Genomic DNA, 26202 nt, shown 5'->3' on the forward strand with positions numbered 1-26202 from the left:
ATTGTATACAATAATATCCAAAACTACAACGAAAACTTTCTTAAACATTCGTTAAGCAGACTTGGATTAACGGATACCGCAATACAATAAAAAGCAGCTATCCGCCAAAGATCGGGGAATAGCTGCTTTCCTTTTTCCTATTTGCAATGTCCGCTGCGGCACCTCCTGCGGTGCATCTCATTGAGTAGAAGTACATTGATAACACCGTTCAGCCAGCCATCATTATAACGCGGACCCCATGGACCCCACGGCCCTTTCTGTCCCGGCGGACAGCACGGCGGGTCCCATGGTCCTCTTCGTCCCGGTGGACCCCACGGCGCGTCCCATGGTCCTCTTCGTCCCGGTGGACCCCACGGCCCTTTCGGCCCATGGGGACCCCATGGCTCTCTTCGTCCCGGTGGGCCCCATGGCCCTTTTGAGTCCGGCGGACCCCATGGCCCTCTTCGGCCCGGAGGACCCCATGGAGGCGGGTCCCATGTAGACCCTCTGCCCTGTATCAGAAGATCTGACTCATCTGTTTCCTCAGCCTCCCAGTCCGGTGTTTCCGTCCCCTCTACGTTCGACTGCTCTGCGCCTTCTGTTTCTGCTGTCATTTCATCTGCAAGAATCCCATCTCTGTGTATCTGGTCGCATATGGAATCGCAAATCTGGTTGATCATCATACGGTCCGGATATTCATCATACATGGGACTGTTTTTATAATCCAGATGATCACACGCAGAAACTACATATTCCTGCAAACGTTTCATATGTCCCGGGTACATTCCCTGCAGATATTCCAGATCCTGTACAATAAGATCCTTTCTTTCCAAGGGACGCCCTGCAGCACTCCTGTCACCATAAAGCATATATGGCTTCAGTTCCTGATAGCTGTTTCCATAAGTATTGTCCGGGTTCATCGGCACGGTCGTTATCACTCCCTGCTTTTTTGCTTATACAAAACCATTTTATGCAAAAATACAGAAAATGTGCAGGAACCCATGAAAGGAAAAAACGGCTTTCTGATGGCATGCCGGTCAGAAAACCGCTGATCCTTATGAATCGATATGGAAAAGGCGCTCCGGATACACTCCTTCTGAAACCAGCTTCCTGATTGCCGCCGCAACAGCAGGCTTGTCTTCTTTATATGTTACGCCAAACCACCGGTCCTTTGTTTCAAGGACTCTTACCTGTGCTTTTTGGGAATGGACAAGCTGATCTATAATCTTAGGAAGCAGGTATTCTGTTTTCACATCCCCTTCTTTTATACTGTCTAAAAACTCCGGAAAACCTCTCTCCAGTTCCTCAAGAAACGCCGGGGACAGCCCCCACATATTCATGGACACATTCTGGTTCAAAGGAATCACCACTTCCCCGCCTTCCTCACTGCGGCCTTCTGCCCGGTCTTCCTGCTGCCGGATCTCATAGGTTTCTGTTACCCCTATAAGTATCCCATTTTCATCCACCCGGCAAACGCCACGGGTTACGCCTCCATTTTCACTTAAGGTGTTGCCCAGAATAAATCCTCCCATACAAATATCAAAAGGCTTTGCCCCTGGGTCCATCTCATTTACCAGATACTCATGGATCTTTATAAAGCCTTCTTTTCCATAATAGTCATCTGCATTGATCACTGCAAACGGTTCATGGATCACATCTTTTGCACATAACAGAGCCTGTCCGGTTCCCCAGGGCTTGGTTCTGGCTTCCGGCTTTGTATAACTTGCCGGCAGGTCATCAAGCTCCTGAAAAGCGTACTCTACAGGAACAATCTTCTCGATTCTCTTTCCGATGATTTCTTTAAAATCCTGCTCCAGATCCTTTCTTATGATGAATACAACTTTGTCAAATCCGGCTTTCAGAGCATCATAAATAGAATAGTCCATAATAATCTCACCGCTTGGTCCTACAGGCTCCAGCTGCTTGATTCCTCCGCCGAACCGGCTTCCAATGCCTGCTGCCATAATTACTAATGATGTCTTTTTCATTACACTATCTCCCTGTTCGTTTTATCTGACTAATAGTATATCACAAAAGATAGGCTTAATCCATAGATTCAGGAATTTGTCCTCCATTCAAAAGCCCGCCGGAGATTAATAATAAACTTTATCTTCCGCCCCTGTCAGTCTCCATGATTCTCCTGCCTTTCACAGCATTATGTACCGGAAATAAAAAAGAGACCTGAACCTGTTAGATATGGTCCAAATCCCTTTTTCCTTACTTTGTAAGTGAAAGCCTTATAAGAGCCTTTTTTAAAGCTGTTTCTGCTCTTATGATATCGATCTCTCCGCTCTGCTCTTTCAAGCGGCGTTCTGCACGGATTTTAGCCTCCTCTGCACGGTTTACATCGATTTCTCCGGGCCATTCCACAACTTCCGCCATTATGACGATCTTTTCCGGTAAAACCTCAATAAAACCAGACATCAGGGCTGCTTCCTTCACTCCGTCCTCCTGGTGGATCTTTAAAACTCCAGGAGCAACAATGGCGGTTATTGGGATGTGATTCCGGTATACACCGATATCCCCTTCCGTGGTAGTAAGCTCCACCATGGAAGCCTCACCCTCGTAAAACTTCCGTTCCGGAGTGATGATATGCAGTTTGAATAAATCAGCCATATTCCCACCCCCTATTTTTTCACACGGGCAAGAACGTCCTCAATGCTGCCTGCATTCAAGAAATAGCTTTCCGGAATATCATCATGCTTTCCTTCCAGTATCTCCTTAAAGCCCTGAATGGTATCAGAAAGCGGCACATAACGGCCTTCCAGTCCGGTAAACTGTCCTGCAACGAAGAACGGCTGAGACAGGAACCTTTGGATCTTTCTTGCGCGGGCTACCGTGATTTTATCTTCCTCAGAAAGTTCATCCATACCTAACATGGCAATGATATCCTGAAGCTCTTTATACTTTTGAAGCACTTCCTGAACCCCTCGCGCAACACGGTAATGTTCCTCACCTACGATACGGGGATCAAGGATTCTCGATGTAGATCCAAGGGGATCAACCGCCGGATAAATACCCAGCTCCACGATGGAACGGTCAAGAACCGTGGTCGCATCCAGATGGGCGAATGTGTTGGCCGGAGCCGGGTCCGTAAGGTCATCAGCCGGAACGTAAACTGCCTGAACCGATGTGATGGATCCGTTCTTCGTGGAAGTGATTCTTTCCTGAAGAGCGCCCATTTCGGTCTGAAGGGTCGGCTGATAGCCTACTGCTGAGGGCATACGTCCAAGCAAAGCGGAAACCTCGGAACCTGCCTGTGTAAAACGGAAAATGTTGTCAATGAACAACAGCACATCCTTACCACCCTGGTCACGGAAATACTCAGCCATGGTAAGGCCTGTAAGCCCCACTCTCATACGGGCTCCCGGCGGCTCGTTCATCTGACCGAATACCATGGTTGTTTTATTGATAACGCCTGATTCCTGCATCTCGTGATAAAGGTCATTTCCTTCACGGGTGCGCTCGCCAACGCCGGTAAATACGGAATATCCGCCGTGTTCTGTGGCGATGTTACGGATCAGCTCCTGAATTAATACGGTTTTACCTACACCTGCACCACCGAAAAGGCCGATCTTACCACCCTTTTGATAAGGGCAGAGAAGGTCGACAACCTTGATTCCGGTTTCCAGAACCTCCGTTTCCGTTGACTGCTCCTCAAAGTTAGGAGCCGGTCTGTGAATCGGAAAATGCTCTTTTACTTCCGGTGCCGGTTTATTATCGATTGGATCACCCAGAACGTTAAAGATACGTCCCAGAGTCTCCTCTCCAACCGGTACAGTAATCGGAGCGCCGGTAGCTACAGCGTCCATACCACGTACCAGTCCATCGGTGGTCCCCATGGCGATACATCTTACTGTATCATCGCCAATATGCTGGGATACTTCGACAACCAGTCTGCCGCCATCCTTAGTTGTGATATCAATCGCCTCATTGATATCCGGCAGCTTGCCCTGGCTGAACTTGATATCCAGTACGGCACCGATGATCTGGGTGATCTTACCAATATTTTGTCCTGCCATCTTGTTTCTCCTTCTTTTTATATTTCTCTCTTTTCCAAATTTAAGCTGCGTTCCCGCTTGCTCCCGCTTGCTTTCATTAAGAAGTCTGCCATGGAAGTTCGCTTCGCCCTGCGGCTCAGCGAACGGCTATTTTTCTAAATTCAAGCTGCGCTCCCGCTTGCTTTCATTAAGAAAAATATGCCTACGAAATTGCATTGGCTCCGGCTATGATCTCGGTAAGCTCCTGGGTTATGGAACCCTGTCTTGCCCGGTTATAAGCCAGTCCAAGTTCTTCTATCATCTCTTCCGCATTGTTGGTCGCAGAATCCATGGCTGTCATTCTGGCTCCGTTTTCACTTGCAACGGCCTCCAGCAGTGCGCCATAAATCAGGCTGCTCATATACTTTGGAATAATGGAATCCAATACCTCATCCTCATTGGGCTCGTAATTCATTAAAGTCAGATCCGTCTTTTCACTTCCCTCTTTTAATTCAACAGGGAGAAGCTTTTTAAGAGTTGGTATTTGGGTTACAGTATTCTTAAAAGAAGTATAAGCCAGATATATTTCACCTATCCGGTTCTGTCCAAAGGCGTCCAGAAGCTCCATGGTAATATCGGCCGCATCTCTGTAGATGGGCTCATTGATCACCTCGGAATAATCCTGTACAATGGTATATCCTTTTCTCGCCAGTGACTCCTTCCCCTTCCGCCCGATGGCGTAGATATCTGTGAGTTCCGGCGTAAGCCTTTCATCTCCATTCACCAGCTTGGCAATGTTGTTGTTATAGCCACCTGCCAGCCCGCGGTTGGAGGTAATGACAATGACTGCCTTCCTCTTAGAATCGCCTGCTTTTAAATACTTATGCTCAATGCTGCCGGATTTGCGCAGCATGGAACCAATGGTATCATACATCATGTCGTAATAGGGTTTGGATTCCTCTGCCTTTGCTTTGGACTTCTGCAGCTTAACAGTAGATATGAGCTTCATGGCCTTCGTAATCTGTTCGGTACTGGAAATACTGTCTCTTCTTCGTTTGATATCCCTAATGGATGCCATGATTGTTCACCTGCCTTTAAAAAACTCCTGCTTTGCATTCGTTAATTGCCTTTACCAGCAATTCCTCTGTCTCAGGCGTGATCTGCTTCGTCTCCCGGATACTTGCAGGAATTTCAGAGTATTTGCTGTCAATGAAGCTGGTCAAAGCCTTTTCAAAATCAAGGATTTTTCCGGTAGGAATATCCAGGAGAAGCTTTTTGGTGGCAGCAAAGATAATGATGATCTGATATTCAACCGGAATCGGCTGATACTGGCCCTGCTTTAATACCTCTCTGATCCTCTCGCCCTGGGCAAGCTGCTCTGCGGTCTCCTTATCAAGCTCAGAACCAAACTGAGCAAAGCTTGCAAGCTCACGGTACTGCGCCAGTTCCACACGGATAGGAGCAGCGATCTTTTTCATTGCCTTGATCTGAGCAGAGCCGCCTACACGGGATACGGAAAGGCCTGCATTGATGGCAGGACGGAAACCGGAGTTAAACATCTCTGTTTCCAGATAAATCTGTCCGTCTGTAATGGAAATTACATTCGTTGGAATATAAGCAGATACGTCACCTGCCTGTGTCTCAATAATGGGGAGTGCCGTCAAAGAACCGCCTCCCAGTTCTTCCGAAAGCCTGGATGCTCTCTCCAAAAGCCTGGAATGGAGATAGAAAACATCGCCAGGGTAAGCCTCACGGCCCGGCGGTCTCTTTAGTAACAGAGACAGGGTACGGTATGCGGCAGCATGTTTACTTAAGTCATCGTAAACTACCAGCACGTCATCGCCGTTCTCCATCCACTCTTCTCCAATGGCACACCCGGAATAGGGGGCAATATACTGAAGCGGAGCTAAATCGGAAGCTGTGGATACCACAATGGTGGTATAATCCATGGCGCCGTACTCTTCCAGTGTCTTAACAATGGTAGCAACCGTTGATGCCTTCTGGCCGATGGCCACATAAATACAATGGACCCCCTGGCCCTTCTGGTTAATAATGGTATCAAGGGCAATCGCCGTTTTACCGGTCTGGCGGTCACCGATGATCAGCTCACGCTGTCCTCTTCCGATAGGGATCATGGCATCAATGGCCTTAATACCGGTCTGGAGAGGGGTATCTACTGATTTTCTGTCAATAACTCCGTGAGCTACGCGCTCGATTTTGCGGAACTTTTCTGTCTGGATCGGTCCTTTTCCATCAATAGGCTGTCCTAACGCATTTACAACACGGCCTGTTAATGCATCGCCTACAGGTACTTCCACCACTCGTCCGGTAGTCTTTACCGTATCACCCTCGCTGATCGCGCTGGTACCAAGTAAAACCGCACCTACGTTATCTTCCTCCAGGTTGAGCACCATGCCATAGATATCTCCTGGAAACTCAAGGAGCTCTCCCTGCATGGCATTTTCAAGGCCATGGATACGGGCAATACCGTCTGCCACCTGAATGACTGTACCGACATCAGAGACATCCAGTTTCGTTGAATATCTTTGAATCTGTTCCTTGATGACAGAACTGATCTCTTCTGGTCTTAAATTCATTAAGGTTTGCACCTTCTTTCTAAGATTATTCACGATATCCGATTCTTAAAAAATTAGGGAAAGGGAAATCATGTCAGCTGCAGCTTCAATAAGCTGCGGCGCAGTTCATAAATCTGCGTCTTAATGCTGGAATCCACCACCCGGTCTCCGATTCTGATTACCATACCGCCAATAATTGACGGGTCTACCTGATAATTCATCTCAAATTCCACATATTGGGTGGTATTCAGCAATTTTTCCACGAGACGGGCCTTCTGCCCCTCGTTCAACTCAACAGCGCTGGTCACATGGGCCACGCCGATTTTCTTATATTCCTTGACAGCATTCACGAAGTATTCACAGATTGCCGGAATCTCCTTCTGTCTGCCTTTGTCGACAATGACTGCCAGAAAGCCCATCAGATCATCCGATACGCGTCCATCGAAAATATTCTTAATAATGCCGATTTTCTCTTCTTTTACAATCTTCGGATTATCAAGAAGCTCAGTCAAAGACTGATTCCCGCGCAAAATCATCTGCAGGCCTTTCACTTCCTCGAACAAAGCGTCTACTTCCTGCTTATTCAGAGCTTCCTCAAACAATGCATCGCCGTATACTTTTGATACTAGCTTTGCCATGTGCTCTCACCCATCTCTTTCAAAGTCTCGTCAATCAGGGCATTCTGCACCGTAGTGTCAATGGAAGCAGCCACGACCTTACCGGCCATAAGAGAAGCGATGGATATGATCTGATCCTTCATATCATCAAGCGCTTTCTTTCTTTCCAGTTCCACCTCACGGTTGCCCCGGATTACAATGCGGTCCGCTTCTTCCCTGGCTTCTGCAATAATCTCTGCCTCACGCTGCTTGGCTCTTTTTCTGGCATCCTCTAAGATTGCTTCTGCCTCTTTCTTCACTTCCTGAAGTCTGGCTTCATATTCTTCCTTCATTGCATGTGCAGCTTCCTTATCGTCGGCAGCACTTTTTAATTCTCCCGCAATCTTCTGTTTTCTTCTTTCCAGGGCTTCCCGTACCGGATTGAACAGCATATAGGATAACGCGAAAAACAGGATGAATATGTTGACTCCTGTTATAAATGAATCGAAAAGCAGCTGTGGGTCAAATCCCAATAATCGTTCCAAGGTTTCGCCTCCTCTCGCTCTTTATTCTTTCCCCGTTCTGAGGGATGACATCCGTCTCCCGCCATTCCATTCTTTAGCTGAATGGCTTTAAGAACATAAGGATAGCAGCAACAGCGAAACCATAAAGACCTGTTGTCTCAGCAACGGCCTGTCCTAAAAGCATGGTAGATGTAATATCAGATTTTGCACCAGGGTTGCGTCCAACTGCAGCAGCCGCATGTCCTGCCGCGATACCCTGTCCAATACCAGGTCCGATACCTGCGATCATCGCAAGACCTGCACCGATTGCTGAGCAGCCTAAGATAAAATCCTGTCCTGAAAAACCGTTCATAGAAAAATTCCTCCTGAATTTAATATTATTGAAGTTTAATCCATCTTATCATTGACATAAACCATAGTCAGCATACAGAACACATAGGTCTGAATACAGCCTGAGAATACGTCACAATATACATGTAAAAATGATGGGATACCGATCTTTACAAAAATTGGCATCATCCCATACCACAATCCCATAATAACAACACCTGACATCATGTTGCCGAATAAACGGAGCGCCTGGGATAATGGGTTTGTAATTTCACCGATTAAGTTAATCGGGAACAAAACAGGAAACGGCTTAAACATGCTTGTCAGATGTCCGATTCCATGATTCTTGATTCCCTGGTATTGCACGATGCAGAATGTGAAAACACCAAGCATGAATGTAACACCAAAGTCACCTGTTGGCGTTCTAAGACCAAATAAGCCGCCAATATTGCAGAACAATATGAAGATAAATATCGTTCCAATATAATTAACAAACTTCTTTGCATTGTGACCCATCGTACCGTTTACCAGGTTGTCAAGCGCCTCCACGGCAAGTTCCACAATATTCTGGAAGGTGCCAGGCACTTCAGTCGCCTGTTTCATTTTCCGATTGGCCATCACAGCTATTATTAAAATTACGATTGTTACAATGCTAAGGCCTATTTCTGTGGTTGTAACCCAAAGCTCCTGTCCAAAGGCCTGAAACTTAGTAACGCCTTTGATCATAAAGTCCACATTATTGGCACTCGCAACGACCATACGCTTAATCCTCCTTTCTTAAGAGATCCCACTTGACCGCAAAGGAGATTACTCTCCCTTTGTCCTGCGGACAGCGATCTTGTGGATGGCAGGCTGTAAAAATGCTCCAGCCTTGAGTCCGAGGACTCCGATTACTACTGCGACCGGATTGAACCAGCCGGAAAACCGGATAATCACTGTTACCAGTATAACAATAAGCAGTAAATAGCGGATAACTGCGCTGATCACACTTCTTTTCTGAACAGTCTTTGGATCCTCCGTCTTCATAGAGCGTTCAAGGACCAAAGCCATGGATAAAAACATGGCCATGGCTATCACCATTCCCAAAAGCAATCCCGCAAAAACAGCACGATTGGGATACATAAAGCATGCCGCAACCATAGCTGCCACAGTGAAAAATACAATTCCGGCTGAAACCTCAAGCATCAGATTCTTTGTTTCCTTCCCCATTACAAATCCTCCTGTCTACGATAGTTTCTCATCGTCATGTCCCTTCACCCGGCTCGGCTGCTTCGGCTTATGCACTTTGGGTCTTACTTCCTCCTGCCGCTCCATGTGCGCCTTCTGATCCTCTGCCCGTTCTTCCCTTTCATTCATGGCAAGGGTGGACTTTGCCAGCTTATAGGCATTTAACCCTCCTGCCAGAAATCCAAGAAACAGAAATAATAACGTCAGCTTTGTTCCCGCATACCGGTCAATGTAGTAACCGGCAAGAATACAAAAAAATACAGGGGCCATGACGCTTAACCCCAGTTGGGTCACCATCATGAGACTTCTCATTACGCTTTTATTATGGCGCATTCTTCCACCTGCTTTCTGCATCCTGCACATATACTTGATATTATACCTAAAAATTTTTATTTTGTCTATTATATACGGAAATTTATCTGGGTTTTTATGGATGATGTATATAATACCAAAAATTGTATATTCTTGAGAAACCAATCATTAAAAAATTCTTGACACGCCAAAAAACTCCAGAGTTTTTCAAGACTTAGACAAAAAATACCTAAAAAAAATTCTGGTTTTTACGAGTGACCCGTAAAAACCAGACCTTTTTCAAATTCTATTTACGCTTCTCTTGTTCCCGGAAGAATTGTTTCAACTTCTGCATGGGGACGTGGAATTACATGCACAGATACCAGCTCGCCTACACGCTGAGCTGCTGCTGCACCCGCATCGGTAGCTGCCTTAACAGCTCCTACGTCACCTCTTACCATAACAGTAACAAGACCGCCGCCGACAAACTCCTTACCGATGAGGGTAACGTTTGCTGCCTTTACCATAGCATCTGCTGCTTCGATGGATCCAATCAGACCTTTTGTTTCAATCATTCCTAATGCATCGTATTTCATTTTAAAATCCTCCTGTTATATCATTAATTTTTAATAGTTCCCTTATTTTACAATGGTAACCCATGATGAACTGCCAAGTCCCATGGCATTTGCTTCTTCCGTATCCAGATGGCATTCCAGACTGGATGTATCGGTTACGCGGATTGCCGTATGATGAAAGATACCGCCCCGGATCCCTTCTGTCTGAATGCTTACCGTCTGTCCGTCATGGACACCGAAATTTAAGGCATCCTGAGGTGTCATGTGAATGTGTCTCTGTGCGATGATTAAGCCTTCCCTGGTCTGAACAGAGCCCTTGGGCCCTACCAGGGTAATCCCCGGTGTACCGGTTAATTCACCGGACATCCTTGGCTGAGAATTTGTTCCAAGCTTAAAACAGTCTGCCGCCAGAACCTCGACCTGCGTCTGTTTTCTGACCGGACCTAATATACGGACCTTTTCAATGGCTCCCTTTGGGCCGCATACGGTGACTGTTTCCTTGCATGCATACTGTCCCGGCTGGGATAGTTCCTTCATTTTGGTCAATTGGTAACCCTGGCCGAAAAGGGTATCCAAGTCTTCCTGGGACAGATGCACATGGCGGTTGGAAACGCCGACGGGTATGCGGAACTCATGGGTTCCTGATTCCGCTTTTACGGCTTCCATTAAGAGTTTGATTACCGCTTCATACTGATCCATTCCTGATCTCCTTTCCTGGTGCGCTTTACTGACTTTTCATAGCCAGTATGATCTCCTTAACAAGAGCAGCCAGCTTCTCATTGTCATCACAGCCTCCCAGAACGGAAGCCGCCGGAGAACCTTCTTTTTTATCAAAGGAAGCGGCAAATTCAGCAGGGCTTAAGGATGCGCCCTGGGATTTTTCCTTCCATAGAAAGGCAGGATCCTCTTCTGCAATGGCGGAACAATCCTTTAAGCCAAAAGCTACCTTTTTCACATTGAGGAGATGCTTCGGGCTTACGTTTTCAGAAACAGAGCTGCCGCCGCAGGTTCCGCAGCCTAATGTAAAGGAAATGGGAAGGCCTGTGCTGATTCCGGTTCCGCCCTGGCTTCCTCCGGTGTTTACAAGGATCCTGGAAGCCGGCTTTGCCGCAAATTTAAGAACCATATCCCTGTCCTGGGTATGAATGCTCATGGTATGCCCGATTCCATTCTGTAACAGACGGATGCTTAAGCCGCAGGCCTCTTCCCAGTTCTTTACGGTGTAAAAACCAAGAACAGTTGTCAGCTTTTCATAGGATAACGGATATCCTTCTCCAACGCCCTCCTGCTTGCCGATAAGGACTTTGGTTCCCTCCGGGATCTGGATGCCTGCTGCCTGTGCAATCACCTGGGGAGAGCGGCCCACAAATTTGGCATTCATGTTATGGCCGTTTTTAAATAACAGATCGCATACTTTGTCTGTTTCTTCCTTTGACATAAAGTAACCGCCCTGGCTTTTCAACTCCGCCACCACTTCTGCGTGGTTGCTTTCCTCGCAGATGATGGACTGCTCGGATGCACAGATGGTACCATAGTCAAAGGTCTTGCTTGCAAGGATTGTCTTTACCGCCTGCTTTACATCAGCCGTTTTTTCTATGTAAGCCGGGGAGTTTCCTGCACCTACGCCAATGGCCGGCTTTCCAGCACTGTATGCCGCTTTCACCATGCCCGGACCTCCGGTTGCAATGATAACGGAAACCTCCTTGCACTTCATCAGCTCGTTGGTAGAGCCCATGGATGGCATGGTTACACAGCCGATGATCCCCTCCGGTGCGCCTGCTGCCATTGCGGCGTCACGCATGACCTCTGCCGCCTTTAAGGTGCATTTTGCAGCAGAAGGATGAGGCGAAAAGACAATGGCATTTCCGGATTTAATGGCAATCATGGATTTAAAAAATACGGTGGAGGTGGGGTTGGTGGAGGGAACGATTCCCATAACAAGTCCGACCGGCTCTGCCACATCAATGGTTTTATTCACCGTATCCTCCTCAAGAATCCCTCTTGTCTTCATATTCTTGATTTCTTCATATAAAAGAGTGGAGGCGGCGTGATTCTTATATGCCTTGTCCATAGCCTTTCCAAAACCGGTCTCTTCCACAGCCATTTCCGCCAGGCAAAGAGCGTGTTCTTCTCCTGCCTTTGCCATGCTTTTAAGAATGGTGTCAATCTGTTCTGCCGTATATCCGGCAATCTTTTTTGCGGCTGCTTCGCCGCATCTTGCTAAATCCCTTGCTTCCTGGATGGAACGCAAATCATAATCAAAATTTTCCATGTTCCCGTTCTCCTTTCAAAGAGACGAAACACGCTCCGCGAGTTTCGCTCGTTATCGCGGCGGTGGCCCAATGATCATGCAAGCATGTTCACTCGGCTCGTTGCTCGCTTAAATATAGAGTCTGCCTTGCAGACCCACGCGCCGGAGCGCGGCTGCTGACATTAATGATTCTGTCCATAATACTTCCCGAATTCTTCCAGCAGCAGGGTTTTATTTGCCTTTGAAATTTCCCGCCCCGCTATGGTAAATTCCGGATATTCACGGGCAAGGGTTCTAAGCTCTGTTACCTTCCTGTCTTCAAGTATCTTCATGGTTACTTCCAGACCATCCTGCTTCATCCATAAGTCTATGGTTTCCCGCTTTATGGTGTCCGCCGCTTCCGGTTCATTGGAGGGTTCTGAAACCGTCTCCTTTGCCTGAAGCTCTTCCGGTTCCATGACAGTCGGTTCTTCTTTCATTTCCGGGACCAATGCCTTTTCCGGTTCATCCGGAGTTTCTCCGCCGGCCACAGCCGTCAGCTCCTCATGAGGCCTGGCAATCACATGGCGTGTTACTAGTACAGCGTTATTTATCCGTTCTACCGCCGCTGCACCGGCGTCCACTGCTGCCTTCACTGCCGCCACATCCCCGGTCACCGTAACAGCTACGAGACCTCCGCCGACTTTGGCCCTTTCCAGAAGAGACACGTCCGCCGCCTTTAACATGGCATCTGCCGCCTCAATGGCTGCCAGCACGCCTTTTGTTTCTATAAAGCCAAGTGCCTGCATTGTTTACCTCCTTAAACCAAGTCCGCCCAGTTTGCCGGATACGTTGCATAAAATACTCTCGCCTTGTCCGGAGAACCCCAGATTACTTTGGAACCGGACGGTACGAAGAGCACATCACCGGCTTTTGCCGTGTAGGTCTTTCCGTCAATGGTAACGGTTAAGGTTCCTTCAATTACATAATCGATCTCTTCATAGGTCAATTCCCATTCAAAGCTGGAATGGTCGATTACAAGGAAACCTGCACTGATATGGGACTCGTCCTTGCTTACCAGTTCCTGATAGTAAGCTTTGACGGATGGATCGCCCGTATCAAATACGTCCATTTTTACAGAACTTCCGCGGACTACTTTCAGACCGTTTCCATGGCTCTCTGAATCATAGGGCTTAAACATGTCATTTAACAATCCCTTTTCCATTAAAGTCTTCAGTACCATATAAATTTTCTCGCTGTCCATATCCAATCCTGCAAAAGCCGCCGGGGCCGGGGCCAGTGTCTGCTCCTCTGCCTTATCACAGAATTTAATACCAAAGGCATCCGCTGCATCCTTTGCAGACGGAGTGATGATGCTTCCGCTTTCCATGTAAAATACCTTTTTTCCCTCAGCGTTTAACTTTTCTACATCCTTTGCACAAATCAACTGCTTCATATGATCACTTCCCTTCTATATAAATTGGCAATCCTCATCAATGATCCCGATCACTACGGCATCTACGGGAACCTCATCGCTTCCCAGCATCCGTCTGGCAGAAGATCCGGTGGAAACAATTACACGGTCACCGATTCCCGCGCTGATAATATCCGCTACGATCAGCCGTTCCCCTTCCCGTGTGCCTCCAATGATCTCGGCGAGCATGAATTTATATCCGTTTAAGGACTCCGCTTTTCTGGTTGCCCATATGTTATCAATCAGTCTGGCCGCTACCATTCTTCCACCCCTCTCTTTTCTCTTTGTTTAATTTCGTCCAGAGCTGCCTCTACTGATGCCGTATCGCCAAAAATCGCCAGCATGATCATGTTCTGGGGGCAGCTTCCTCTGATATCTTCTACCGTAACACCTACTGCCTTTTCTGCCACATCAGCAGCACAAACCATTTCAATGATCCTGCCCTGTATCAGTCCTACTGCGTCCACCGGTCCTATGGGGGAGGAGGTGCCGGAGCCCTTCCTGCGGTTTAAGATATCAATGGTTCCCTGTGACGGTGATTTAATGATACGGTATTCCATATTGTCCACATCCTTTATGCCAGCTCTTTTCGGGTGCAGGAAAATGCGATTCCAAGAGGAGTTACAAACATTGGGTTCTCAGGTTTCCGTGTTCTGATTCCCGTCTGTTTTTCGATGATTGCCTCGATTCCGGTCAGGCAGCAGGTACCGCCTACCAGATAGATTTCCTGTACATCATGTCCTTTGATATGGCGGCTTATGATGGAGGCCACCTTCTCCACAACCGGTTTTAAAACCGGAAGCAGTTCTTTATGGTTTTCTTCTTTCCGCTTATAAACCTCTGCCTCCTGAAAGGACATTTGGTAAGCACCGGAGATCACCAGGGAAAAATGAGTTCCTCCTGTCGGTTCATCTGCTACATACACCACTTTTCCATCCTTTAGAATGGAAATCCCGGTGGTGCCGCCTCCGATGTCAACGACTGCACCATTCTTTATTTTTAAAACAGCGTTTGCTGCCGTAGGCTCATCCAGAAGCTCTGTGATCTCAAATCCGGCTCCCTGGACCACGTTTTTGATGGCTCCTCCGTCTAAGGAGTCGGTACCCGGAGGAATGGCTGCTGCTGCAAAATACAGTTCCGTGCCCAGCTTTTCCTCCAGCTCTTCCTTCAGCTCCCGTACGATCCTTATGGCACCGATATAGTCCACTACCATTCCATCCCGGACCACATCTGCATACCGGTAAGCGCCTGCCACAGGTTTGTAATGTTCATCTAAAACAACCAGCACCACGCACGCCGTTCCCAGATCAACTCCGGTATAGTAAACAGAGGAGCCACCCGTTACAGGCTGCTTAACAACTGCCTCAAACCGGCTTACCAGTTCATTGCAGCCATCAAATGTTATTTCTTCCTTTGACATGTTTTTCCTCCATATTCCAGACATATCATCTGCGATAAGCGGTTAATGACCGGGTTTAAGTTTTCGCCTCCTGCTTCAGCCCCCAGCTCTCTTGTACTGCAGCGCAGACGGTGCAGAAGAAGGATTTCTTTCCCTTTTTCTGACTGTGCATGAAAACCTGTGATTTCAAAGCAATCCTCAAAGGGTTCCTGTAAGTTATCCTCATGAAATCCTGTGCAGGGTTTCCATCCGGTTTCCTCTTCCCTGCCCTCTTTTTTTAGGTTGGAAAGCATTCGTTCCAGATCAAATACCTGTTCTGCCAGAAGAACGTCCCGGCTTAACAGTTCAAGGCCCACTTCCAAAAACTGTGCCTGAAGCGTTTTCTTTCTTAAGAGGAAATGATCCCGGCAGATTTCTATTTCCTGTACCTCTTCTTTTTTTTCTGCAGGTTTTATACCTTTTGGCTTTGCCATCATGGGATCGTCCGTTATGGGAATCTTCTTATCCACCAGAAACTGGCGGGCTCCTGGTGTCAGTCTGGTCCCTCCAGGAAGGTCATAGACGGTAAAGGGTTCTTTTTTCAATAAAATCCTCAAATCATCTTCCGTGATGAATTTCATTAATAGCCCCCCTTACACAGTTTCCGGTAAATGGCTTCAATCTCTTCTGCCGCAGGCACTCTTGGGTTGGTTAATGTACAGTTGTCAGCCAGGGCTTTTTTCGCCATATCCCCAACGGCCTGCTCAAATTCGTTTCTGTCAACGTTTAATTCCGTAATCTGCTGAGGTATTTTGATCTTGTTCATCAGATTCTTAATGTGACGCACCAGGCCGTGTACCGTGGCCTTATCTGTTCCGGCCGCGATTCCAAGCATATTGGCGATTGCCACATACCTGGCGCAGGCGTTCTGTTCACTCCCGTCTTCCAGTCCGGCATTGTAGCTGATGACATGGGGAAGCAGGATGGCATTGCTTCTTCCGTGAGGAATGTGGAACCGTGCGCCAAGAGCATGGGCCATGCTGTGGCAAAGCCCTAAGGAAGCTCCGTTAAAGGCAACTCCGGCCAGACAGGATGCATTGTGCATGTGAGTTCTGGCTTCCATGTCGCTTCCGTCCTCCACGGTACGTGACAGGTAGTTCCACACCAGCCTTACCGCCTTTTCCCCGCAGGCATCGGTAAAATCACCTGCATTGGTAGAAACATAGGCCTCCAGGGCATGAGTCAGAACATCCATTCCCGTATCCGCTGTAATATGAGGCGGAACCGACACCGTAAACCGGGGATCAAGGAACGCCGCATCCGGCACCATGCTGTCAGATCGCAGAGGATATTTTGCCTGGGCCTGGGGATCGGAGATCACGGAAAAACTGGTCACTTCACTTCCGGTACCACTGGTTGTGGGAACTGCGATCAAAAATAGCTTTCCATTTCCCATCTGGCTGTAAATATGGCTTGCCGCCTTGGCCGTATCAATGGCAGAACCGCCGCCAAAGGCGATGATTGCATCCGGGCCAAAACACTTCATTCCGCCGATGGCCTTTGAGACCACTTCAATGGTCGGATCCGGCACTACATCAGAAAACACTTCATAGCTGCTCCCCTTTTCCTTCAAAAGCTCTGTGATCATGTCCACCTTACCGGACTGGGCCATAAAGGGGTCACAGATAATATAAGCCTTGGTCACAGGAAGTTCCTTCATTTTATCCAGACAGGATGATCCCATATATATCTTTGTATTCATTACAAATTGCTCCACGTTACATTTCCCTCCTTTCCTCTTATTTTGCCCATGCTTTTTGGGCATAAAGGTATACCCGCAGGGTGTTTCCTCTTATTTTGCCCATGCTTTTTGGGCATAAAGGTATACCCGCAGGGTGTTTCCTTTTATTTTAATTCTTCCAATAATTCAAGAATTCCGGTCCCTTCAGACAGATTAATATGGTAATAAGGCTCCTTTGCCCCGGTTTTTTTCAGCTGACGGATACACCAGCCATCATGTTCCGGTTTTTCTCCGTTTCCCGTAATCACGCCGATCACCGGGACCCGGAAGACTTTTGCAAATCCAGGAGGATAACTTTCCCGGCATGATGACTGGTCTACCAGCATCAGCACATGAGAGGCATCCTGTGCCGCCGCTATAATATGCTTGTGCATCCAGGGACTCTCTAAATAAACCCCCGGCACATCCAGAGTTTTTTCCCCATATACCATGTTCTGGGTTCTTCTGGCCGGACCGGCGAGACCGTTTATAACGTTGGCCAGGGAGGTTTTCCCGCTGCCGCCGGGACCGATGATCATGATCCGCTTTTTTCTCATGTTTTTGTTACCGGGGGCACCATATAACCCAGCCCCCGCTTTAAGGTATCACATACCGCTGACAAGGCAGTTTCCACGCTGTCCACATCCCCTGTGATGATCACAGAGCCTGTAAAACGGTCTAAAAAACCGATTTCCACGTCTGCCGCCTTTGCCGCAATATCCGCTGCAAGGATGGAGGTCTCAAACGGGGACAGAGTGAGAATTCCGATGGCTCCCATTTTATCGATGCCAAGGCATTCATACACCTCCGGTATGGGAGATGCGATCACGTGGGCGATGGTCACCTGCTTGCCCGGGACGGATTCCTCTATGACACGCTGCGTCTCAATCATGGCCTCTTCCCCTTTCTCAGTGCTTCACCACAGTGACCGGGAACTGATAATCCTTCATCCACCCTTCAATCCGGTCTAAATCCTCCATGCTTAAGCTTGGATCACCTTCAATGGGGTATTTCATATCAAGCTGATTGTATTTGTTCACGCCCAGCTTATGGTACGGAAGTAAGTCAATTCCCTTAAAGTTCTTATAATCACGGAAGGGCATCAGGAATTTAATGACCTCATCGATCTCTTCCCGGCTGTCATTGATCCCCTTCAGCATAGGCATGCGGACCTTCACATTGAAACGGCGGTGAAGCAGTTCCTTTAAGTTGGTAAGAATCTGCTCATTGTTCACGCCCACCAGTTCATTGTGGCGGACGGGGTCCATATGCTTGATATCAAACAGAAATAAGTCCACATACTCCCCAATTCTTAAAATGGTTTCCGTATTGGTATAACCGCAGGTCTCAATCGCTGTATTGATTCCTTCTTTCTTGCAGGCCATTAACAGATTTAAAGCTGCTTCCGGCTGGGCGGTCACTTCACCCCCGCCAAGAGTCACGCCGCCGCCTGAAATGTCATAAAAGGCAGCATCCTCTTCCACAATTTTAAGCAGTTCTGAAATGGTCTTAACTTCTCCGGCAATGGTCAGCGCTGCATTGGGGCAGACATTCTTGCACTTCATGCATCCGATGCAGTCCTTTTCCCGCTGGATTTCATGTTTTCCCGTCACTTTGGATATCACATGGATTCCTACGGGGCACACATCGGCGCACGCCCCGCAGCTTACACAGGAATTCTGCTTATACATCACCTGGAATTTCCGTACCATTCCTTCTGGATTGGAGCACCATTTACACCGGAGGGGACAGCCTTTAAAGAATACCAGGGTTCTGATTCCCGGCCCGTCATACATGTTGTACTTCTGCACGTTAAAGATAAACGCTTTCCGTTCGATCTCTCCTGTAGTTCCATGGTCCATTGTGATTGTTCTCCGTTTTCTTTTAGAAATGTGTCAGCATGGTTCTGCTTATGATCTCATCCTGTACATCCTTGCATAACTCGACAAAGAATGCACTATAGCCGGCTACACGGACGATTAAGTCGCGGTACAGCTCCGGATGCTTCTGGGCCTCAACTAAGGTATCGTTGTCCAGATAGTTAAACTGCATCTCGCCGTTTCCAAACATACAGGCCGTACGAAGGAGGGTGATCAGGCTTTCTTCCCCTTCCGGAGTATCTAAAAGTCCTGCCATGATCTTAAAGTTATGAACCATACCAATGTTCATGCTGTCATTGGACATCTTGGATACGGACTTGATGATTGCAGTAGGACCCTTGAAATCTGCACCCTGGGTCGGGCTGATTCCGTCGGAAAGAGGCAGCCATGCGTTACGGCCGTTGGCAGAGGCGCCTGTCATCTGTCCGAATGGAGTGTTATTGGAAATGGATAAGGTACCATGGCTTAATACAGAGTATAAGGTTTTATATTTCCTGTGTTCATGCTCTGTAAAGTCAACCAGGTCAGCAGCAATTAAATCTGCATAATCATCATCATTTCCGTATTTCGGAGCATTGAGGCAATCGGTGCGGATCTGGTCATATCCCACAAAGTCAGCCTTTAAAGCCTGGTTTAACTGCTCCAGTGTATATTTTTTCTCTTCGAATACAAGCTTCTTGATGGCTGCCATGGAGTCTGCATAGGTAGCAAGACCAGACCATACCACACCAGGTCCGAAGTTGTACATGGCGCCGCCTGCAGATACATCCTTTGCCTTTTCCATACAGCCTTCGTACATAATGGACATGAGCGGCTTTGGAGCTAAGTCTCTGTGAACCCGCTGGGAAATTACGGTGGCAACATCGGTCCACTTTGTAATGTATTTGATCTCTTCTTTTACGGCAGCTTCAAACTCTTCATAAGTTTTGAAATTGCTTAAGTCACCCATATCCGGGCAAACCTGCTTGCCATACCATAAAGGAGCGCCGTGGTTTAAAACAAGCTCGATGCAGATGGGCCACTGGGTATAAGCAGTGGAGGTCCACTGATACAGTCGGCCGGACTTCTGAGGCTCTACGCAGCCCATGAGGCAGTAATCACGTGCATCTTCAATGGATACGCCTTTTGCAAGCATCATCTTGATGTGGGCGTCGTCAAAATGGCAAGCCGGGAATCCCATACCGGAACGAACCACATCCACGATCTTTTTCATGTACTTTTTCGGGGACTTGTTGTGGATACGGCATGCAAGAGACGGCTGGTAAATCTTTACATGACGGACGGCATCCATAAGCAAGTAAGTTAAATCATTGGTGGCATCATGTCCGCTGCGGGTCACACCGCCTACGCACATGTTTACGAACGGCTGGTAGCCTGCAAAGAATTTGGAACCGCCTTCGCTGGTGATCCACATCATCTCAGACATTTTGATCAGCATGCAGCCGGCAAGCTCAAATGCCTGGTAATCATTCATCCGGCCGGATTCGATATCGTCTTTGTAGAATGGATACATATACTGATCCACACGTCCGATGGACATACCGGTCTGGTTCTCTTCCACTACAAGGAGGGATTCAATGGTCCATACGGCCTGGATCGCTTCCCAGAAGGTTCTGGGCTTGTGAGCAGGAACGTAAGCATTTACTTCTGAGATCTTTAACAGCTCTTCCTTACGCTTTGGATTGGTTTCCTTTGCCGCAAGCTCCGCTGCATACTCAGAAAGCCTTTTTGCATAGATCATAACGCCTTCTGTGGTATCGATAATGGATTTGTAAAAATAAATCTTTTCAATATCATCCGGATTCTCATAATCCAGTTCTTTTAAATGATCCTTGGCTTCCTGCTGAATGTCCAGCATGCCCTTCTTCATAAGAATCACATCATAGCCCGGGTTGGAGTCACCGCCGCCGTTGATGGCATGGTAGGAGCAGTCAGATACAAAGGATTCCCCGGATAATTCCCATACCCCGGCTTCCCGGTACTGGTCCTCACAATATTCATCAACCGATTTTCCTGCCCAGTATGGGAACAGCTCTTCTTTCATGATTTTCTTGTCTTCTTCGGAAATATAGAACGGATCCTGAGGACGGGTTCCGATGGTATCGATTTCATCTACCATCCATCTCCAGGCGATATCCGGGGAGAATGCACCTGCACGGGGAGCGCCGCAGGGTGCGCCTACGATAAGCTCGTTGTCCTGAATGACCAGGGGTGCTGTTTCACAGCAGTAACGGAAGCATTTTGCACGAAGCATGATCTTAGGCATACCAGGATTTTCTTTTGCGATCTTGGTAATGGCCCGCGCGCGGTAGGTTGTAATGGATGGCTTATGGGTTAAGTAATTATCTTTTAATTTCTGAAGTCTTGGAGTGATCCCTTCCGGTACCTCTGTACCTCCCTCACAGCATGCTGCAGCCTGAGATGAAGACTCTTTTTTGTTGATTTCATCGGAAACAGTTTCAAACATTTTCATCAGGGAAGCTCTTTCTTCCGGTGTCATGTTCTTCGTTGCTTCCACAAATTTATTTGAAAATTCACGAATATCCAATCTGATTTCCCTCTCTTTCAATTATTTGCCGCCTAATGAATCAAGGGGATATGCTTGCATATCCAGTTGATTCACAAAATCTAGGTTGAAAGACGCATTTCTTTCAACACTTATCATCCAGCTCTTTGGATAAGACTTCCAAAATCTGTTTCAGGAGCGTTTTGGCATCTTCGCAGTGTCCCTTCGGATCCGGGGCTTTCCCATATCCGCCCGAAGCTTTCTCTGCTGCCCCAAGGAACTCTCTGGCTCCCCGGACGCCATATCCCACGTTCCGTATGTAAATAAAGTTCATGGGGGAAACGTTATCTGCCGTAATTCCGGCGCCGGCCGTAATGCTCCCTAAGGTCATGGCCGGAAACAGGTTGGTGGTAGCTCCCATGCTGCCCAAAGTGGCAGGGGTATTAACAAGAACTCTGCCCACCGGCTTCTTTAAGGCAAACTGGCGTATGACTTCTTCATCCCTGGAATGGATCACCAGGGTATGTCCATGGCTTTCATTTACCAGAAGGCTCATGCATTTTTCACAGGCGTGCATCCAGTCATTTTCGATGTAATAAGCCAAAACGGGACACAAAAGCTCTTTTGCAAAGGGATTCTTCTCAGAAATATACTTCTGCTCAGAAACCAGCACAGTCGTTGTCCCAGGCACTGAAAATCCTGCCCGGTCCGCAAGCTCTGCTGCCGGTCTTCCCATAATCTCCGTATCCGCCTTCCCGCTTTCCAGGCAGAGGAGTTCCATCAGCTTTTTCTCCTCTTCCCCATTCATAAAATAGGCGCCGTTCTTAAGCATCTCGGCTTTTACTTCTGCTGCAATGAGGCTATCCACTACCATATACTGTTCGGCCCCAGACACGATTCCGCAATCAAAGGTGCGGCTGGCAATGATATCCTCTACTGCCTGTCTTACATCGGCAGTCCGTTCCACAAAGACCGGTCCGTTTCCTGTACCGCCGTAAATATAAGGTTTTCCGCTTTCTGCTGCCTCCCGGTTCAGCTCAGGAACTCCGGTGTTGACCACCATAGCGGCTGCCGGGTGACGGATCAGCTCCAGGGTTCCTGCCTTTGTCACTGTCTTTAAATATCCGATGGCTCCTTCCGGAAGACCGCAGGATTTTCCTTCTTCCATAAGCCGTTCAAGGAGCCTGCCAGTTACCTTCGCCGCCCTTTCATGAGGCGCGATCACGATGGGATTGCCGGATTTGACGGCAAGCAGCACGTTATAAATTGCGGTGGAAACCGGGCTGACTGCCGGAGTCAGGGCAGCAATCACCCCCACAGGAACGCCCACCTTCATGGTCTTTGACCGGGAGTCTTCTTCCAGGATTCCGATGCACCTCATATCCTTTAACCGTTTTAGCAGGAAATTGCAGATAAAGGTGTTTTTCACGTACTTATCCTGGTAACGTCCATATCCGGTTTCTTCTGCGGACATGACTGCCAGCTCCTCTGCCATTCCCTTTGCCGCTGCCGCAAGGGTGCAGGTAATGGAATCAAGCGTTTTCTGTGGAAAGGTAAGCATGGTCTTTCTGGCTTCCCGTGCACCTTCCATTAAAATCCTTGCCTCCTGGATAGAGAGCAGGTCTTTATCTACAAAACTCATTTTTGATTCTCCCTTCATCCGGGATGCCTGCTATTCCTGTACAGGAGCAGTGATTAAGGCATAGCGTCTGATGATTTTTTCAAGATGGGGATGAGGTCTTGGAATGACAACGGAGCTGTAAACTTCCGTTCCCATATCCTTTACTGCCTTGATTCCGGCTTCCACTGCCGTCTTGCAGGCTCCTACGTCCCCCCTTACCAGAACAGAAATATAACCGGAAGCTACATTTTCATAACCCACCAGTTCCACATCTGCCGCTTTGCACATTGCATCAGCCGCTTCGAGAACAAATACCAGACCAAATGTTTCTATCGCACCTATGGCTTCATATCTTTCCATATCCTGTTTTCCTTTCTCTATGCGTCAATATCGTGCACGGACACAATGTCTCCGACCTCTTTGATCGGTCTGGGCATCACGTTCTTTGCGGTCATCTTGCCGATGGCTGCTGCTGCTTCTGCGCCTGCATCCACAGAGGAACGTACCGCTGCCACATCACCCTTTACCATGATGGTCACCAGGGTGGAACCTACGTTTTCATAGGAAATCAATTCTACATCCGCTGCCTTAAGCATTTTGTCTGCCGCTTCCAGTGCCGGAACCAGTCCGACTGTCTCTACAAGCCCTAACGCTTCATCTCCGTAATATCTCACCGTTGTAAACCTCCACTTTTTTATTTGCGGTATTTCTTATCCACGTATTTGTCAACTGCGCTTCTTCCGTCATCGTTAATTTCATAACACATGCGCAGTTCCCCATTTTGGTCCAGATCATAGCCACATAAGCTGACCATGCCGTTTGCTTCCAAAGACATGACATGATCCAGATAACGATCCTTGGTAAACTGCCGTTCTTTGCCGTAAAGGGGCTTTAAAGCCTCCATGATCTGGCTGATATCCGCATTTTTCACCCCGTATAAATAATTTAAGACTGCTGTTCTTGCAGGTAATAGCATTTCTTTATTCCCCTTTCCTGAATAAATCCAGCGGATTCATGGTTACCAGAATCGCACCGAACACGATTACAATAGAGCCGATTACAATCGTAGGGGTTACTGCCTGTCCCAAAAACAGGATACAGAAGAAAACTCCCCAGAACGCATAGGTTACATTTAAGGACATTCCCACGGCACAGCCCACCGTAGAGTTGCTCTTATACCAGCAGAGGAATGACACTGCGGCACTTAAGCCGGATACTGCAAGCCAGATTGCCGGAATTCCTGCAAAAAGGGTTCCGCCCAGAAGACCCATGCCGCCGACGATAGGCAGGATTACGAATAAATCCACAACACCGGAAATCAGCTGGCGTAAGTTTACTGCCACATCCGTATCGATCATGGCTCCGCCGTAAGTGGCAAATACACCTTCCAAAGCCCAGCAGATTGCCGCAATAAAGGAGAAAATAATTCCAAGGGTAAAGTTGTCACTGCCTTCCGGCTTTGTCCAGTTGATGATGATGGCACCGGCTACGCATACCAGCATTCCCATCATGACTCTCTTGGTAATTTTCTGTTTTAAGAAGATCCATGCAAAAATAGCTCCGAACAAACTGCACAATGCGGAAATCGGAATCGCATAGGCACCGGCCATGGCCAGGCCTACCAGATATGCGCCATTCGCTATGGGACCGCCCAGAAGAGATCCGACGACGATCATTTTACCAGGGAATGTGTTAAGACTTCTTCCCATCTCACGGATACGGCCGCTCTTTGCATTATAAGCAGTCAGCCAGATTCCAGCGAAAAGATCATTTAAGCCGGAGCACACGTATGGTCCTGCCAAAAGTCCTGCCGCACTGACAAGAGGTTCATAATACCCTGCTACCAGCACAAGAACGGTATAGATCCCGTAGGTAAGTCCGGATAATGCACCGGTTGTCATTCCGGTTGTCCTGAATTTTTTGTTGATTGCCGCCATTTGTCCATCCGCAGATGCAGATGTCATTCCTAGGTTACTCATTATTTACTCTCCTTCTTGTCTTTTGGAAGAATGATTTCAACCTCTGCGTGAGGACGAGGGATTACGTGAACGGAAACCAGTTCTCCAACTCTCTGGGCTGCTGCCGCGCCTGCATCAGTAGCTGCCTTTACAGCACCTACGTCGCCTCTTACCATAACGGTAACAAGACCGCCGCCTACAAATTCTTTTCCTACCAGAGTTACGTTTGCTGCCTTTACCATTGCATCTGCAGCTTCGATAGAACCGATCAGGCCCTTTGTTTCAATCATTCCTAATGCATCAAATTTCATTGTTTACTTCCTCCTTTTTCATGAGCAGTTCAAATGGGTCTACGGATACTAAAACCGCACCCAGTATGATAATAATGGAACCAATGATTATGGTGGGAGTCACAGGCTGTTTCAAAAACAGAATACAAAACAGCACCCCCCAGAATGCGTAGGTAATATTCAATGACATACCCATGGCACAGCCCACCGTGCTGTTGGATTTATACCAGCACAAATAGGATACTGCGGCGCAAAATCCGGCAACCGCCAGCCACATAACCGGCGGCAGGGAAAAAAGAGTGCCTTTTAAAAGTCCCATGCCTCCTGCTATCGGCAAAATAACAAACAAATCTACAATACCGGATAAAAGCTGGCGGATGTTGATCACCACATCGGTATCCAGCATGGCGCTTCCGTAAGCCGCAAACACGCCTTCCAAAGCCCACCCGATGGCTGCAACAAACGCGCAGATGATCCCAAGGGTAAAATTCGTGCTGCCTTCCGGCTTTACCCAGTTAATGACAATGGCTCCCACCACACAGATCACCATTCCAATGCCGACTCTGGGAACGATTTTCTGTTTCAAGAAAATCCTTGCAAACAATGCTCCAAAGAGAATGTACATGGCGGAGATGGGTATGGCATAGGCTCCTGCCATGGCAAGTCCCATGAGATAAGCACCGCTTGCTATGGGTCCGCCCACCAGAGAGCCGATCAGGATAATTTTTCCCGGGAACAGGCTTATGCTTCTTCCGATTTCCCGGATCCTTCCGGTCTTTACGTTATAAGCGGTCAGCCATAGACCTGCAAATAAATCATTCAGGCCTGAGGTTACATAGGGAGCAGCAAACAATCCCACTGCCCCGGCAAGCGGCTTGTAATATCCGGCGATCAAAACGAATGTGGTATATAACCCATACATCAGTCCGGACACCAGGCCTGTTGATATGCCAATTGCTTTAAATTTTTTACGTGCTTCCGTCATTAAGTTTTCCTTCCCCATTTGA

The 26202-nt window shown here is 47.8% G+C and carries 33 protein-coding genes; all 33 read right to left on the reverse strand.

Annotated features, from left to right (window positions below; genetic code table 11):
• Positions 1 to 137: 137 nt before the first annotated feature.
• The 33 genes from CLOSA_RS22775 to CLOSA_RS20200 all read right to left on the reverse strand — a co-directional run bounded on the left by CLOSA_RS22775 (position 138) and on the right by CLOSA_RS20200 (position 26180).
• Complete coding sequence (locus tag CLOSA_RS22775; protein ID WP_013274557.1) at positions 138 to 905, reverse strand: hypothetical protein; 768 nt, start codon at positions 903 to 905, stop codon at positions 138 to 140.
• Between the two features lie 129 nt (positions 906 to 1034).
• The gene (locus CLOSA_RS20045) at positions 1035 to 1967 is read right to left on the reverse strand and encodes a nucleotidyltransferase family protein (protein ID WP_013274558.1); all 933 of its coding nucleotides are present in this window, start codon (positions 1965 to 1967) and stop codon (positions 1035 to 1037) included.
• Positions 1968 to 2196: 229 nt separating this feature from the next.
• Positions 2197 to 2595: an ATP synthase F1 subunit epsilon gene (gene atpC, locus CLOSA_RS20050; RefSeq protein ID WP_013274559.1), complete on the reverse strand. Its 399-nt coding sequence runs from the start codon at positions 2593 to 2595 to the stop codon at positions 2197 to 2199.
• 11 nt (positions 2596 to 2606) lie between these two features.
• Positions 2607 to 4001, reverse strand: a complete 1395-nt coding sequence (atpD, locus tag CLOSA_RS20055) for a F0F1 ATP synthase subunit beta (RefSeq protein ID WP_013274560.1) — start codon at positions 3999 to 4001, stop codon at positions 2607 to 2609.
• 181 nt (positions 4002 to 4182) lie between these two features.
• Positions 4183 to 5037, reverse strand: coding sequence for an ATP synthase F1 subunit gamma (gene atpG / locus CLOSA_RS20060; RefSeq protein WP_013274561.1), 855 nt, complete (start codon positions 5035 to 5037; stop codon positions 4183 to 4185).
• 16 nt (positions 5038 to 5053) lie between these two features.
• On the reverse strand, positions 5054 to 6556 hold the full coding sequence (atpA, locus tag CLOSA_RS20065) for a F0F1 ATP synthase subunit alpha (RefSeq protein WP_013274562.1): 1503 nt from the start codon (positions 6554 to 6556) through the stop codon (positions 5054 to 5056).
• 68 nt (positions 6557 to 6624) lie between these two features.
• Entirely contained in the window at positions 6625 to 7173 is a 549-nt protein-coding gene (gene atpH, locus CLOSA_RS20070; protein WP_013274563.1) for an ATP synthase F1 subunit delta, read from the reverse strand.
• Positions 7161 to 7676: a F0F1 ATP synthase subunit B gene (gene atpF / locus CLOSA_RS20075; RefSeq protein WP_013274564.1), complete on the reverse strand. Its 516-nt coding sequence runs from the start codon at positions 7674 to 7676 to the stop codon at positions 7161 to 7163. The genes atpH and atpF overlap by 13 nt, the downstream gene beginning before the upstream one ends.
• A gap of 73 nt (positions 7677 to 7749) precedes the next feature.
• Positions 7750 to 8007, reverse strand: a complete 258-nt coding sequence (gene atpE / locus CLOSA_RS20080; RefSeq protein ID WP_013274565.1) for an ATP synthase F0 subunit C — start codon at positions 8005 to 8007, stop codon at positions 7750 to 7752.
• Positions 8008 to 8042: 35 nt separating this feature from the next.
• A complete protein-coding gene (gene atpB / locus CLOSA_RS20085) occupies positions 8043 to 8744 on the reverse strand; it encodes a F0F1 ATP synthase subunit A (RefSeq protein WP_013274566.1) in 702 nt (233 codons plus the stop codon).
• 48 nt (positions 8745 to 8792) lie between these two features.
• Positions 8793 to 9194 carry an ATP synthase subunit I gene (locus CLOSA_RS20090; RefSeq protein WP_013274567.1) on the reverse strand — a complete coding sequence of 134 codons (402 nt, stop codon included), beginning with the start codon at positions 9192 to 9194 and terminating at the stop codon, positions 8793 to 8795.
• A 15-nt stretch (positions 9195 to 9209) separates the two neighbouring features.
• Positions 9210 to 9545 (reverse strand): AtpZ/AtpI family protein, encoded by a 336-nt coding sequence (locus CLOSA_RS20095; protein WP_013274568.1) that lies wholly within the window; start codon positions 9543 to 9545, stop codon positions 9210 to 9212.
• A 269-nt stretch (positions 9546 to 9814) separates the two neighbouring features.
• Positions 9815 to 10099: an ethanolamine utilization microcompartment protein EutM gene (gene eutM / locus CLOSA_RS20100; RefSeq protein ID WP_013274569.1), complete on the reverse strand. Its 285-nt coding sequence runs from the start codon at positions 10097 to 10099 to the stop codon at positions 9815 to 9817.
• Between the two features lie 42 nt (positions 10100 to 10141).
• On the reverse strand, positions 10142 to 10777 hold the full coding sequence (locus CLOSA_RS20105; protein ID WP_013274570.1) for a phosphate propanoyltransferase: 636 nt from the start codon (positions 10775 to 10777) through the stop codon (positions 10142 to 10144).
• 25 nt (positions 10778 to 10802) lie between these two features.
• Positions 10803 to 12350 (reverse strand): acetaldehyde dehydrogenase (acetylating), encoded by a 1548-nt coding sequence (locus CLOSA_RS20110; protein WP_013274571.1) that lies wholly within the window; start codon positions 12348 to 12350, stop codon positions 10803 to 10805.
• Positions 12351 to 12511: 161 nt separating this feature from the next.
• Positions 12512 to 13117 (reverse strand): BMC domain-containing protein, encoded by a 606-nt coding sequence (locus CLOSA_RS20115; RefSeq protein WP_013274572.1) that lies wholly within the window; start codon positions 13115 to 13117, stop codon positions 12512 to 12514.
• 11 nt (positions 13118 to 13128) lie between these two features.
• On the reverse strand, positions 13129 to 13764 hold the full coding sequence (locus tag CLOSA_RS20120; RefSeq protein WP_013274573.1) for a cupin domain-containing protein: 636 nt from the start codon (positions 13762 to 13764) through the stop codon (positions 13129 to 13131).
• Positions 13765 to 13779: 15 nt separating this feature from the next.
• On the reverse strand, positions 13780 to 14043 hold the full coding sequence (locus tag CLOSA_RS20125) for a EutN/CcmL family microcompartment protein (RefSeq protein ID WP_013274574.1): 264 nt from the start codon (positions 14041 to 14043) through the stop codon (positions 13780 to 13782).
• Complete coding sequence (locus CLOSA_RS20130; protein ID WP_013274575.1) at positions 14037 to 14342, reverse strand: BMC domain-containing protein; 306 nt, start codon at positions 14340 to 14342, stop codon at positions 14037 to 14039. The genes CLOSA_RS20125 and CLOSA_RS20130 overlap by 7 nt, the downstream gene beginning before the upstream one ends.
• 14 nt (positions 14343 to 14356) lie before the next feature.
• The gene (eutJ, locus tag CLOSA_RS20135) at positions 14357 to 15202 is read right to left on the reverse strand and encodes an ethanolamine utilization protein EutJ (protein WP_013274576.1); all 846 of its coding nucleotides are present in this window, start codon (positions 15200 to 15202) and stop codon (positions 14357 to 14359) included.
• Positions 15184 to 15801: a hypothetical protein gene (locus CLOSA_RS20140; protein WP_013274577.1), complete on the reverse strand. Its 618-nt coding sequence runs from the start codon at positions 15799 to 15801 to the stop codon at positions 15184 to 15186. Before CLOSA_RS20140 ends, eutJ begins: the two co-directional genes overlap by 19 nt.
• Complete coding sequence (locus tag CLOSA_RS20145) at positions 15801 to 16922, reverse strand: 1-propanol dehydrogenase PduQ (protein ID WP_013274578.1); 1122 nt, start codon at positions 16920 to 16922, stop codon at positions 15801 to 15803. The genes CLOSA_RS20140 and CLOSA_RS20145 overlap by 1 nt, the downstream gene beginning before the upstream one ends.
• Before the next feature lie 143 nt (positions 16923 to 17065).
• Positions 17066 to 17497, reverse strand: a complete 432-nt coding sequence (locus tag CLOSA_RS20150; RefSeq protein ID WP_013274579.1) for a EutP/PduV family microcompartment system protein — start codon at positions 17495 to 17497, stop codon at positions 17066 to 17068.
• A complete protein-coding gene (locus CLOSA_RS20155) occupies positions 17494 to 17832 on the reverse strand; it encodes a BMC domain-containing protein (protein WP_013274580.1) in 339 nt (112 codons plus the stop codon). Before CLOSA_RS20155 ends, CLOSA_RS20150 begins: the two co-directional genes overlap by 4 nt.
• A 16-nt stretch (positions 17833 to 17848) precedes the next feature.
• Positions 17849 to 18802, reverse strand: coding sequence for a choline TMA-lyase-activating enzyme (cutD, locus tag CLOSA_RS20160; protein ID WP_013274581.1), 954 nt, complete (start codon positions 18800 to 18802; stop codon positions 17849 to 17851).
• A 22-nt stretch (positions 18803 to 18824) separates the two neighbouring features.
• Entirely contained in the window at positions 18825 to 21389 is a 2565-nt protein-coding gene (gene cutC, locus CLOSA_RS20165; RefSeq protein WP_330362166.1) for a choline trimethylamine-lyase, read from the reverse strand.
• 82 nt (positions 21390 to 21471) lie between these two features.
• Complete coding sequence (locus CLOSA_RS20170) at positions 21472 to 22968, reverse strand: aldehyde dehydrogenase family protein (RefSeq protein ID WP_157669045.1); 1497 nt, start codon at positions 22966 to 22968, stop codon at positions 21472 to 21474.
• A gap of 30 nt (positions 22969 to 22998) precedes the next feature.
• Positions 22999 to 23307: a BMC domain-containing protein gene (locus CLOSA_RS20175; protein ID WP_013274584.1), complete on the reverse strand. Its 309-nt coding sequence runs from the start codon at positions 23305 to 23307 to the stop codon at positions 22999 to 23001.
• A 17-nt stretch (positions 23308 to 23324) separates the two neighbouring features.
• Positions 23325 to 23621 carry a BMC domain-containing protein gene (locus tag CLOSA_RS20180; protein ID WP_013274585.1) on the reverse strand — a complete coding sequence of 99 codons (297 nt, stop codon included), beginning with the start codon at positions 23619 to 23621 and terminating at the stop codon, positions 23325 to 23327.
• A 20-nt stretch (positions 23622 to 23641) separates the two neighbouring features.
• Entirely contained in the window at positions 23642 to 23923 is a 282-nt protein-coding gene (locus tag CLOSA_RS20185; RefSeq protein WP_013274586.1) for a hypothetical protein, read from the reverse strand.
• Positions 23924 to 23927: 4 nt separating this feature from the next.
• Complete coding sequence (locus CLOSA_RS20190; protein WP_013274587.1) at positions 23928 to 24926, reverse strand: DMT family transporter; 999 nt, start codon at positions 24924 to 24926, stop codon at positions 23928 to 23930.
• Positions 24926 to 25216 (reverse strand): ethanolamine utilization microcompartment protein EutM, encoded by a 291-nt coding sequence (gene eutM, locus CLOSA_RS20195; protein WP_013274588.1) that lies wholly within the window; start codon positions 25214 to 25216, stop codon positions 24926 to 24928. Before eutM (CLOSA_RS20195) ends, CLOSA_RS20190 begins: the two co-directional genes overlap by 1 nt.
• Complete coding sequence (locus tag CLOSA_RS20200; protein WP_013274589.1) at positions 25206 to 26180, reverse strand: DMT family transporter; 975 nt, start codon at positions 26178 to 26180, stop codon at positions 25206 to 25208. Before CLOSA_RS20200 ends, eutM (CLOSA_RS20195) begins: the two co-directional genes overlap by 11 nt.
• Positions 26181 to 26202: the final 22 nt, after the last annotated feature.

Origin of the sequence: [Clostridium] saccharolyticum WM1, from assembly GCF_000144625.1 — a bacterium.
In the GTDB taxonomy this organism is placed as follows: domain Bacteria; phylum Bacillota; class Clostridia; order Lachnospirales; family Lachnospiraceae; genus Lacrimispora; species Lacrimispora saccharolytica.

Excerpts from the sequence above, each read along its gene's own strand:
- CLOSA_RS20170 (WP_157669045.1), bottom strand. The coding sequence starts at position 22,968 with ATGAGTTTTGTAGATAAAGACCTGCTCTCTATCCAGGAGGCAAGGATT.
- cutD (WP_013274581.1), bottom strand. The coding sequence starts at position 18,802 with ATGGACCATGGAACTACAGGAGAGATCGAACGGAAAGCGTTTATCTTT.
- atpH (WP_013274563.1), bottom strand. The coding sequence starts at position 7,173 with ATGGCAAAGCTAGTATCAAAAGTATACGGCGATGCATTGTTTGAGGAA.
- CLOSA_RS20185 (WP_013274586.1), bottom strand. The coding sequence starts at position 23,923 with ATGCTATTACCTGCAAGAACAGCAGTCTTAAATTATTTATACGGGGTG.
- atpG (WP_013274561.1), bottom strand. The coding sequence starts at position 5,037 with ATGGCATCCATTAGGGATATCAAACGAAGAAGAGACAGTATTTCCAGT.
- CLOSA_RS20175 (WP_013274584.1), bottom strand. The coding sequence starts at position 23,307 with ATGGAAAGATATGAAGCCATAGGTGCGATAGAAACATTTGGTCTGGTA.
- eutM (WP_013274569.1), bottom strand. The coding sequence starts at position 10,099 with ATGAAATACGATGCATTAGGAATGATTGAAACAAAAGGTCTGATTGGA.
- CLOSA_RS20110 (WP_013274571.1), bottom strand. The coding sequence starts at position 12,350 with ATGGAAAATTTTGATTATGATTTGCGTTCCATCCAGGAAGCAAGGGAT.
- atpC (WP_013274559.1), bottom strand. The coding sequence starts at position 2,595 with ATGGCTGATTTATTCAAACTGCATATCATCACTCCGGAACGGAAGTTT.
- CLOSA_RS20120 (WP_013274573.1), bottom strand. The coding sequence starts at position 13,764 with ATGAAGCAGTTGATTTGTGCAAAGGATGTAGAAAAGTTAAACGCTGAG.
- atpA (WP_013274562.1), bottom strand. The coding sequence starts at position 6,556 with ATGAATTTAAGACCAGAAGAGATCAGTTCTGTCATCAAGGAACAGATT.
- CLOSA_RS20125 (WP_013274574.1), bottom strand. The coding sequence starts at position 14,043 with ATGGTAGCGGCCAGACTGATTGATAACATATGGGCAACCAGAAAAGCG.
- CLOSA_RS20140 (WP_013274577.1), bottom strand. The coding sequence starts at position 15,801 with ATGAAATTCATCACGGAAGATGATTTGAGGATTTTATTGAAAAAAGAA.
- CLOSA_RS20190 (WP_013274587.1), bottom strand. The coding sequence starts at position 24,926 with ATGAGTAACCTAGGAATGACATCTGCATCTGCGGATGGACAAATGGCG.
- atpB (WP_013274566.1), bottom strand. The coding sequence starts at position 8,744 with ATGGTCGTTGCGAGTGCCAATAATGTGGACTTTATGATCAAAGGCGTT.
- eutM (WP_013274588.1), bottom strand. The coding sequence starts at position 25,216 with ATGAAATTTGATGCATTAGGAATGATTGAAACAAAGGGCCTGATCGGT.
- CLOSA_RS20155 (WP_013274580.1), bottom strand. The coding sequence starts at position 17,832 with ATGATTGAGACGCAGCGTGTCATAGAGGAATCCGTCCCGGGCAAGCAG.
- atpD (WP_013274560.1), bottom strand. The coding sequence starts at position 4,001 with ATGGCAGGACAAAATATTGGTAAGATCACCCAGATCATCGGTGCCGTA.
- CLOSA_RS20045 (WP_013274558.1), bottom strand. The coding sequence starts at position 1,967 with ATGAAAAAGACATCATTAGTAATTATGGCAGCAGGCATTGGAAGCCGG.
- CLOSA_RS20145 (WP_013274578.1), bottom strand. The coding sequence starts at position 16,922 with ATGAATACAAAGATATATATGGGATCATCCTGTCTGGATAAAATGAAG.
- CLOSA_RS20200 (WP_013274589.1), bottom strand. The coding sequence starts at position 26,180 with ATGACGGAAGCACGTAAAAAATTTAAAGCAATTGGCATATCAACAGGC.
- CLOSA_RS20105 (WP_013274570.1), bottom strand. The coding sequence starts at position 10,777 with ATGGATCAGTATGAAGCGGTAATCAAACTCTTAATGGAAGCCGTAAAA.
- CLOSA_RS20150 (WP_013274579.1), bottom strand. The coding sequence starts at position 17,497 with ATGAGAAAAAAGCGGATCATGATCATCGGTCCCGGCGGCAGCGGGAAA.
- CLOSA_RS20095 (WP_013274568.1), bottom strand. The coding sequence starts at position 9,545 with ATGCGCCATAATAAAAGCGTAATGAGAAGTCTCATGATGGTGACCCAA.
- eutJ (WP_013274576.1), bottom strand. The coding sequence starts at position 15,202 with ATGTCAAAGGAAGAAATAACATTTGATGGCTGCAATGAACTGGTAAGC.
- CLOSA_RS20115 (WP_013274572.1), bottom strand. The coding sequence starts at position 13,117 with ATGCAGGCACTTGGCTTTATAGAAACAAAAGGCGTGCTGGCAGCCATT.
- atpE (WP_013274565.1), bottom strand. The coding sequence starts at position 8,007 with ATGAACGGTTTTTCAGGACAGGATTTTATCTTAGGCTGCTCAGCAATC.
- CLOSA_RS20130 (WP_013274575.1), bottom strand. The coding sequence starts at position 14,342 with ATGGAATACCGTATCATTAAATCACCGTCACAGGGAACCATTGATATC.
- CLOSA_RS20090 (WP_013274567.1), bottom strand. The coding sequence starts at position 9,194 with ATGGGGAAGGAAACAAAGAATCTGATGCTTGAGGTTTCAGCCGGAATT.